Source organism: Robinsoniella sp. (assembly GCF_034124845.1).
In genome coordinates this window covers 1-8,995 of record NZ_JAWYAJ010000045.1, presented here as the reverse complement: position 1 = coordinate 8,995, position 8,995 = coordinate 1, and the positions used below count along the sequence as shown (strand labels likewise).

Annotated in this window: 8 protein-coding genes; 2 read left to right on the top strand and 6 right to left on the bottom strand. The window is 44.3% G+C overall.

From position 1 onward, the window contains the following. The 6 genes from ACH2DQ_RS02420 to ACH2DQ_RS02395 all read right to left on the bottom strand — a co-directional run. Positions 1 to 1,158, bottom strand: a 1,158-nt coding sequence (locus ACH2DQ_RS02420) for a 1-propanol dehydrogenase PduQ (RefSeq protein WP_395025442.1), incomplete at its 3' end; no start/stop codon positions are given. Positions 1,159 to 1,401: 243 nt separating this feature from the next. After that, positions 1,402 to 2,586, bottom strand: coding sequence for a helix-turn-helix domain-containing protein (locus ACH2DQ_RS02415; RefSeq protein ID WP_394912531.1), 1,185 nt, complete (start codon positions 2,584 to 2,586; stop codon positions 1,402 to 1,404). Positions 2,587 to 2,606: 20 nt separating this feature from the next. Continuing rightward, positions 2,607 to 3,446, bottom strand: a complete 840-nt coding sequence (locus tag ACH2DQ_RS02410) for a MerR family transcriptional regulator (RefSeq protein ID WP_394912532.1) — start codon at positions 3,444 to 3,446, stop codon at positions 2,607 to 2,609. Between the two features lie 66 nt (positions 3,447 to 3,512). Further along, positions 3,513 to 4,397 (bottom strand): efflux RND transporter periplasmic adaptor subunit, encoded by an 885-nt coding sequence (locus ACH2DQ_RS02405; RefSeq protein WP_394912533.1) that lies wholly within the window; start codon positions 4,395 to 4,397, stop codon positions 3,513 to 3,515. A gap of 13 nt (positions 4,398 to 4,410) precedes the next feature. Then, entirely contained in the window at positions 4,411 to 6,669 is a 2,259-nt protein-coding gene (locus ACH2DQ_RS02400; RefSeq protein WP_394912534.1) for an ABC transporter permease, read from the bottom strand. Further along, positions 6,669 to 7,373, bottom strand: coding sequence for an ABC transporter ATP-binding protein (locus tag ACH2DQ_RS02395; RefSeq protein ID WP_394912535.1), 705 nt, complete (start codon positions 7,371 to 7,373; stop codon positions 6,669 to 6,671). The genes ACH2DQ_RS02400 and ACH2DQ_RS02395 overlap by 1 nt, the downstream gene beginning before the upstream one ends. Positions 7,374 to 7,563: 190 nt before the next feature. Here ACH2DQ_RS02395 and ACH2DQ_RS02390 point away from each other — a divergent pair, with 190 nt between their 5' ends. Beyond that, the gene (locus tag ACH2DQ_RS02390; RefSeq protein ID WP_394912536.1) at positions 7,564 to 8,169 is read left to right on the top strand and encodes a TetR/AcrR family transcriptional regulator; all 606 of its coding nucleotides are present in this window, start codon (positions 7,564 to 7,566) and stop codon (positions 8,167 to 8,169) included. Positions 8,170 to 8,271: 102 nt separating this feature from the next. Then, on the top strand, positions 8,272 to 8,877 hold the full coding sequence (locus tag ACH2DQ_RS02385; protein WP_394912537.1) for a hypothetical protein: 606 nt from the start codon (positions 8,272 to 8,274) through the stop codon (positions 8,875 to 8,877). The last annotated feature ends 118 nt before the right edge of the window (positions 8,878 to 8,995 follow it).

Sequence of the window (8,995 nt, the reverse complement as noted above, 5' to 3'; positions counted from 1 at the left end):
TAAATATTTGTTTTTACCATAATATGCTTCCCGGAAAACAGCTTCGATCTCCGTTGGCAGACACTTTCTCGGATTGGAAGCCGTGCATCTGTCCTCACAGGCAATTTGTGACATCTCCACCACGGAAGCCTCAAAGGCGCTCTGATCCTTCCAGACATCCTGAATCTGCAGGGGTATCTTAAACTCTTTACAAAGCTTTTCCATGCCATGAATCAGGTTCACTACACCGGAGCGTACACTGTAACTTTCGTAACCAGCCAATTTCGCAAGCCTTGCATACTTTTGTGCCGCCCTGGTTTCTTTTTCACTGCCTGCATCCTGGATTCCCGCATTGTAAGTAATCACATATGGCAGCAGGACTGCATTTGCACGTCCGTGGGGCAGGGAAGCACGAATGCCCAGAATATGAGCCATTCCGTGATTCACCCCAAGGGATACGCTGTCAAATGCCATTCCGGCAAGACAGGAAGCATGATGCATATTCTCCCTGGCTGTCAGATCATCTCCCTGATGGTAGGCCCTGCGCAGGCTGTCAAACGCCATCTTAAATGCCTTTTCCGCCAGCGCATCCGAAAAATCGGTTGCATTGGAAGATACATAAGCTTCCATGGCATGAGTCAATACATCCATGCCGGTATCTGCCGTAATAGCCGGAGGCACACTCACCGTCAGATGAGCATCCAGCACTGCAATATCCGGCAGCAGACTGTCATCCACCAGGGGATACTTAATATTTTTCTCATGGTCTGAAATAATGGAAAACCTTGTAACTTCAGATCCTGTACCGCTGGTTGTTGGGATTGCAATGGATAAGCACCGGGGCAGCCCTGCCGTTCTCACTGCAAAATACATGATTCCTTTCGCTGCATCTATAGCTGAACCACCCCCAAAGGAAATCACCGTGTCCGGTTTGAACTCGTCTATAATGGAAATGCCTTTCATCACCAGCTCAATGTCCGGGTTAGGTACCACATCCGAAAATACATAGTACAAAATTCCTGCTGCCTCCAGTTTTTCTGTCACATAAGCAATTCTGCCGCTTTCCACCAAAAACTTGTCCGTTACAATAAATACCCGCTTCGTATCCGGACAAACGCCGGCAATATCCAATTCTCCCATAAAAATTTCTGTACCCAGCTGAAATGTTTTCATCTTCATTTCCTTATCCTCCATATTTTTTCTATCCGTTTCTTGAATGCCCTTACGCTGCACCGCCAATAAAGACTCATTCAAACCGGCTGTCTGCAAAAATGCAAGGCAACGCAAAAAGTGCCTCGGATAAAAATCATCCAAGACACTTCAACGCACCTTTAAGCTCTATGTGCTGCGCCGCACATAAAATATTCTGAAATTAATTATACTCATCAAGATATCAAAAGTCAAGAAAATTATGACTTGCCGTCATTTTTTCAAAAACTCTCTGGACCTGTACCGGTCCCGGTACTGCTGGGGTGTCACCCCATTGCATTTTTTAAAAACGCTTCCAAAATGGCTCTGGGAATTAAAACAGACATAGCTGCTGATCTCCGTCAGCGTTGCATCGGAATACTTCAGTAAGTTTTCCGCCCTTTTTACACGGACCCGGTTCATATATTCGTTCATGGATATGCCTTCTTCTCTTTTAAAGAGATGGGACAGGTAGTTTTTATTGATTCCAATCGCATCCGCCACTTCCTCCAGCCGGATTTTATACTGATAATGGTTTATAATATAATCCTTGCACTGTTCAATATAATTGGATCTGGCTTTTTCCTTCCTTGCTTCTTTAACCTGTCTTGTAAATTCCATGGTACTGAGTCTGCGCAGTTCTATTAACTGCCCCAGATCGCTGCACTTATCTATTTTATCAATATAAACGTCACTTAGAATGTAGGCTTCCGCCGGAGTGACCCCGCTGTCAATAGCCGCTCTTGTCGCCAGCGTAACTGCACAGATCGCCAGATTTCTCTGATGGTTCAGTTCCTTGCCTGACAGCTTACCTGCATTTTCAGCCAGAGAATCGCACATTTCCTTTGCTTTTATTTCATCGCCATTTTTTATGCAGTTAATCCACTGCATTTCTTCCATGTAGGTATGGTGATAGGCTTCTTCTTCTACCTTGCCGATTCGAAAAGATGCCTTATCCCGCTCCAGTTCTTCCGGATCTACATATGCCAGTTTGTTTTCCCGAAGCAGCTTATCCTCATCGCAAATTTCTCCGGTCACGACGGTGTAGATTAAGCTGATCAGGGACAGCATCTGCATAAAACCCAGTCTTGCAGGTGCTTTTTGCTGTATTTTTTCCATTTTATGAAGCTTGTAAAAGCGGTGTATCTCTACATTTGAAAGATATTGGGAACACATGGGACCTGCCAGAATATACTGGTTATCCCCTGCCTTAACGGCACTGAAACAGATTGCTTTATTTTCCGACACCACCACCGGACCGCTAATGCTGCGGCATTGGTCCATCAGGCGGCGAACCAGAATAGGGTCTGCCCCCAAAGGATTTTCCTCTTTATCAAAATTTCCGAAGCATTCCGTAATGCCAATACCATCCTCATAAAAAAACAGGGGAATATTCGATAACAGACACAGCTTTTGCATACTGTATTTCTTCTTTTTATCTATGACAAACACCCCTCTTTATCCTTGTTAACATCTCTGATAACCGGTATCTGTAATTCGGTCAGCCACTGGTTTCGGTCTTCAGCATTCCAGATTCCGTCAATGTAACTCTCCCTTGGATTCCCGGTTGTGATATATCCATTTTCTTCCACCCACTTAAATAAATAAGCATAGGCATTGGGCAGCTTTTCATAAGGTCCCTTATGCATAACGGATGCCACCACCACAGCCTCCATTTTCTTAAAAACAATACCCTCTATTTCTTTGCCAAACTGGTTGACCGCTTCGCAAAACTCTATATTTATATCCTTTTCCCGATATTCCCCATCCAGATATATGCAAAAACAGTATTCCGGTATGGCGCATTTCAAATCGGGATTGGCTTTTTGCACCGCAGCACCGATACCGGGAATGATTTGGAAGTAAGAGCTGTATCCGGGAATCGTAAGCTTCTTGGAATACACAATGCATTCCGGTATCTCTTTCACGATCCCCTGATACTGCCGCATACTTTCTTCTTCCCTGCCGGACAGCATAAATTCAATCCGGCTGATCTGCTCTCTGCCCTCTGTTAACTCTCGTTCAATTTCCCTTTTTCGGTTCTGCAGAATCTCTTCCATACCCTGTCCGTCCTGAATCAGTTTGATTTCACTGATGGACAGTCCAATCTGGCGCAGTGCCTGGATATGATGCAGCTTCAGAATTTGTTTAGCTGCATAAAAACGGTATTTTGTTTCATCATCAATATACTCCGGCTTCAGAAGTCCTACCTCATCATAATAGCGCAGTGTTTTTATCGTTGTCTTGCAAAGCTTGGAAAATTCCCCGATCCGGAACATATGATTCCCTCCTGTGTATCCTCAGACGTATTTTACGTTATTATACATCCTCCCTTAAGGGGAGAGTCAAGTATTTTTCCAAAAAGATTGATCGGTTGCCCGATTCCCTCTGTCGTTTTCTGATACCGGAGCGATAATGACCCGGTCATCCACCGCCAGTCCTTCTTTAATCTCTGTCATTTTCTCAGAGCTGATACCGGTTTTTACTATTTTCCTGGTGACCAATCCGTTTTCTATGGTATAAACATAGTCATTATCGGCATCCGAATACACTGCTTCCACCGGAACCGTCATAACCGAATCCCTGGAAGCAGCAAAGATATCCACATCCGCTTCTGCTCCCAGATACAGCTTGCTGTTCGTATTTTTAATCTTTATTTTTACGGTCACTTTGGGCTTTCCGCTGGTTTTCACCGCAAGGCGGGATACCTCGGTTACTTCACCGTCATAATCCTTGTCATTGCTGGTAATGACTGCTTTCTGGCCTTTTTCCACATTTGCCGCGTCTTTGGTGGATATCTCAGCCGCTAAATACAGATCTTTTGCACTCTCCAGGGTGAAAAGAGGACTTCCCTGGGCGGCATAAGCACCTTCCGTAACATTGCACTGGGTTATGACACCTTCAAAATCTGCCTCCAGGATTTTGGGCTCCTGCTCCCCAACGTCTGTTTTCATTTCTTCCAGTGTGAGGAGCTGTTCCCCCGCTGCCACACTGTCCCCTGTCTGTATATCCATCGACTTTATTACAGACGTCGTTTCCGTATAATATGTTTTTTGCTTTAAGCTGTTTATGATTCCTGTTTCACTGATTATTTCCTGGATGTCGCTTTTTGTGACCCGCACTGTTTCGTAATATGAAGGCGCCGCCAAAGCGTATCCCGCACCTGCAGCACCTGCCAGAACCACTGCTGCAATTATGATATTCCGAATTGTTTTATTCCTTTTCTTCATCGCAATCTCTCCTCTACTCTGCGCCTTTTAACGCACTAACCATATCAATTTCTTTTACTTTTCTGGAAAATAATACATTTACTTCCACAGATACCAGCATTGTGATGGCAACGCTGATCACAATGCTTGGCAGACTGATCTCTGTCATCATGTCAAAATTGTCTCCCAGCATTCCGCACATCAAATCTATAATCCATTTTCCCAGTAAATAGCCGGGGATTAGTCCCAGTGCACTGAGCCATATATTCTGGCGCAGCATCAGAAGCCGTATTTTCTCAGATTTAAACCCAAGTACCCGCAGCGTTGCAAATTCCCTGAGTTTTTCCGTGAAAGAAAGCACACCTAAGTTGTAGAGCACTACAACCGCCATTAGAACCGCAGCTGCCACCATGATATAAATAATGGAGTACATGGTATCCATCATTTCGGTGACAGAAGACTTCAGCTTTTCAATATTCCAAACCGTATAGGTCACGGCATCCGGGTCTATATTTGCCTTTGTCAAAAATGAAGTAGGCTGGTAATGGTATCCCTGTTCCTCAAAATAGTCCTCGTACAGTGTAATCCCCTGCGCCACCGGATCCCGGTAAATTGCCTTAATTTTGGAATCTGCCCATTTGCTTTCCCCATAGAGATGCCAGGAGACTTCATCTCCCACCTCAACTCCCAGGATATCCGCCATATGATAACTGATAGAGACTCCGTTTACCGGGAGCTTTTGTTCCTTTCGTCTGCCGTCCGTAAAAACAGTGAGGCTGGATTCCGGTTCCAAAACGGTTACTCCTGTTGTCTTTTTGATTCCGTTGGCACGCAGTTCTATACTCCCCTCCTGAATGGTCTCTCCCGGATAAGGGATATCCGAAGCTGACAGGTCATCGGTCAGCAGAACCTTATTCCGATACTGGGTGAGCTGTCCATACTTCCATTCATTAATGTTGTTCAGGGAATCCACCATTCCCAGTGCACAGGTAAGCAGGCTCATACACCCTGTAATTCCTACTACTGCCATAATACTTCTGACTTTGCTTCTCAGCGTATCCCTCAGATTCCACTGAAAATCAAATCCGGTTCCCTTCCACCAGGCTGTCTTTTCAAACCACATATGCCTGGAAATGCGGGGAGGCCTGGTACGCAGCGCATCAGCCGGTTTTTCTTTTAAGATTTTATTGCAGGCAATCCAGGTTACCAAGGTACATGCCGCCACTGCCCCTCCCGCAGCGAATACCGCCTGGGGCAGTAAAGTCACAGTAAGGGGCGGAAGGGAATACAAGCCCGACTGCATCTCAAAGAACAACGGCGTAAGTGTAAGCGGCCCCACAATCAGTCCAAGCAAGGCACCCGCCAGGGACGGTATCATACCATAGCAGATAAAATGCCTCATGATTTTCTTATCTTTATAACCCAGTGCCTTCAATGTTCCGATCTGTGTTCTCTGATTATTGATGATTCTGCTCATGGTGGTCATGATTGTAAGCAGTGCCACTGCAATAAATACAAAGGGAAACAGATCCCCCATTGCCTTATTCTGAAGTATTTCTTCCCGGAACTGCTGATAGCTGCCCTGCCCTTCCCTGGAGAGAAATACGCTGTATGTACCATCTAACTTTCTCTCAATCTGTTCTTCTGCTTTCTGATAATCTGTTGTATTGAGAAGTGCCGCCATCTGGTTATATACTCTTGGGAACCCCTGAGGCAGCAGATCCATTCCCCCATATACCACTCCAATGTTCCGGGGATTTGCCATACTGTCAAAGGAAGCCGAAGCATAGACATATTCCGGACTTATCATAATCCCCAGTATTTTCTTGCTGATTACAATTCCTTCCACCTGCATATCCAGGGTATCTCCAACAGAAATCCCCCTTGCCTCTGCAAACTTATCACTCAGCCATATGCCGTCTGCAGCAGGGTCAAAGCTCTCCCCGCTAATCACTTTACAGGAAGAAATCCCCGCCTCATTCATCAGTAAAATCTCCAGTTCCGGATCTCCGCTTAAATCAGCCGTACCTTCCAGGTGAAGACGCCTTGAGGCATCTGACACGCTATCCACCTTCAGCAGTTTTGCCACATCACTATCCGTAAATGACTTTCCATAGAGCCAGATATCTGCCAGATGGGTTTCCGCGTAATAGCTGTCGATTCCCTTTTGAAAGGTATACCACTCACTTCCGATTCCTGCATATACAAAGATCGCCAGGAATGTCATCAGCCCAATAGAGATAAACTGCATTTTATTATTTTTCATATCCCGCAGCATTTTAAGAAACAGCATTACCACTCCACCTCACTTACGGATTTGGGATTCTCATTCACCGTGACGCTGCGGATTTTTCCATTTTTAATCCGTATTACCTTATCTGCAGCTTCCGCCAGGGCACTGTTATGGGTAACAATAATAACCGTTCTCTTATGTTCCCGGCTCATATTCTGGAGCATGGTCAGAATCAAAACACCCGTTTCTGAATCCAATGCCCCGGTAGGCTCATCGCACAGCAGCATTTTTGGATTTTTGCAGACAGCCCTGGCAATGGATACCCTCTGCTGCTCGCCCCCTGACAACTGGGTGGGGAACTTATTCTGATGTTCCAAAAGCCCTACCGACTGCAGCATTTCACCCGGATCCAGACTGTCCTTTGCAATTTCCTTTACAAGTGCAACATTTTCATATACCGTCAGTGTTGGAATTAAATTATAAAACTGAAAGACGAATCCCACATCTTCTGCCCGGTACTCCGATAATTCTTCCGCTTTCAGATCTGAGATCTCCCGTCCTCCTACTACGATTTTCCCGCTGGTCACATGATCCATGCCTCCCAGGAGATTTAAAAGGGTTGATTTTCCTGCACCGCTTGGTCCCAGTATGATTACAAATTCTCCTTCATCAATCGTAAAATTTAACTGATTGACCGCATACAGAACTTTATCCCCTATGGGATAACTTTTCACTACCTCCTCAAATGCAATTAACCGGCTCATAGATCCTCCTCTCAATGGCTTTCCTTATCCATTTTCCAAAACTTGAAATATATTTCATGTTTTGAATTTTACCATCCCCGGAGCGTTTTGTCAACAAAACCTGAAACTTTTTTCACCTTATTTGACAACCTGTCTTTAAGCGGTTATACTATAACAAAACTACAAAATCTTAAAAAGAAAGGCTTTTAGAATGAGTGATGTAATTAAAACCCCCGTTCAGCAGCGTTCTATTGATAAAAAAAATCGTTTACTCAAAGCCGGTCTTGACCTGATGCGGGAACGAGGTTATTATCATGTAAATGCTGCTGAAATAGCAAAAGCTGCTGGTGTATCAACCGGCATCTTTTACCGCTATTTTGAAAATAAAATGGATCTTGTATTAGAAATAATGAACCAGATCGTAAATGACAGCTTTAAGCCGCTGATACAGGAATTTATACAAAAAGATATGGATCAAACCAATTTCATTACATTTATCAGTAAATTATTAGATGAACTCAGTGAGATTCATGAAGGGCTTGGGATTCTCCACAATGACGTGAACACCCTTCTGAGTACAGACGAAACAAAATGCAACCTCTGGATGACATTAGAAGACCAGATTATGCAGCTATTCGTCAATGCTGCCAAGCAAAGTAATCTTAAGATGGTAAATCCGGAAGAAAAAGTCCACATTGCCTATAATCTGGTAGAATCCTATTGTCATGAGAAAGCATTTCATAAGCATGATTATATCGATTATGATATATTGAAGCAGGAAATCATTAAAACGCTGGTTCATATTATACTCGCCTGAAATATGAAGAATAAACTCTGAATTTAGGAACTAAAATGTAAAAAACAGTATATCCTATACTAGAGCGTGTTTCTTTAGCTAGAAAGAGGAGGGATGACTGCTATGAAAAAAGAACTGCCTTATTTTAATATCGGTGACTCTTTTGGCGGCAACCAGGACTGGTTCCACAATTTTCTCATGCACATGGGCGGATGTGCTGCTGCTACTGCCTGTGACAGCTGCATTTATTTTGCACTGCACCGGGACTTAAGGGCTCTCTATCCATTTGATGTGAGCCATATAACCATGGAAGATTATGAAGCCTTTGCCATGAAGATGAAACCCTATCTGCGCCCCAGAGCAGGCGGCATAAAAAAACTGGCAATCTATATGGACGGTTTTAGCGAATATCTGAAAAGTTTGGGAAATCAGGATGTTATCTCTATGGAAGGATTCTCCGGAGATCGCTCTTATGAAGAGTCAGCCGCATTTATCATTGACCGGATAGATCAGGGTTATCCCATTCCCTATCTGATGCTGAAACATACAGACTGTAAATTCAAGGATTATTCCTGGCACTGGTTCCTGCTTGTGGGATATGAACAGACAGAATCCGATGTAATGGTTACTCTTGCAACTTACGGAAAAGCAACCGTTTTTTCTCTCCGGGAATTGTGGCATACCGGGTATGAAGAGAAGGGCGGCATGATACGGTATCAAGTGACGTAGTGATGCAATGAATTGGGGTTTTGCTGAGTAAGGACGCTTTGTATAATATAGGTAGTGTACGGAAAGAGAAGGAGGCGGACCAGGAGCGGTGTTTGGAAGGCTTAACGCCTTCCAAACA

Coding starts and splice junctions, on each gene's coding strand:
- ACH2DQ_RS02415 (WP_394912531.1), bottom strand. CDS start 2,586: ATGCAAAAGCTGTGTCTGTTATCGAATATTCCCCTGTTTTTTTATGAG.
- ACH2DQ_RS02410 (WP_394912532.1), bottom strand. CDS start 3,446: ATGTTCCGGATCGGGGAATTTTCCAAGCTTTGCAAGACAACGATAAAA.
- ACH2DQ_RS02405 (WP_394912533.1), bottom strand. CDS start 4,397: ATGAAGAAAAGGAATAAAACAATTCGGAATATCATAATTGCAGCAGTG.
- ACH2DQ_RS02400 (WP_394912534.1), bottom strand. CDS start 6,669: ATGCTGTTTCTTAAAATGCTGCGGGATATGAAAAATAATAAAATGCAG.
- ACH2DQ_RS02395 (WP_394912535.1), bottom strand. CDS start 7,373: ATGAGCCGGTTAATTGCATTTGAGGAGGTAGTGAAAAGTTATCCCATA.
- ACH2DQ_RS02390 (WP_394912536.1), top strand. CDS start 7,564: ATGAGTGATGTAATTAAAACCCCCGTTCAGCAGCGTTCTATTGATAAA.
- ACH2DQ_RS02385 (WP_394912537.1), top strand. CDS start 8,272: ATGAAAAAAGAACTGCCTTATTTTAATATCGGTGACTCTTTTGGCGGC.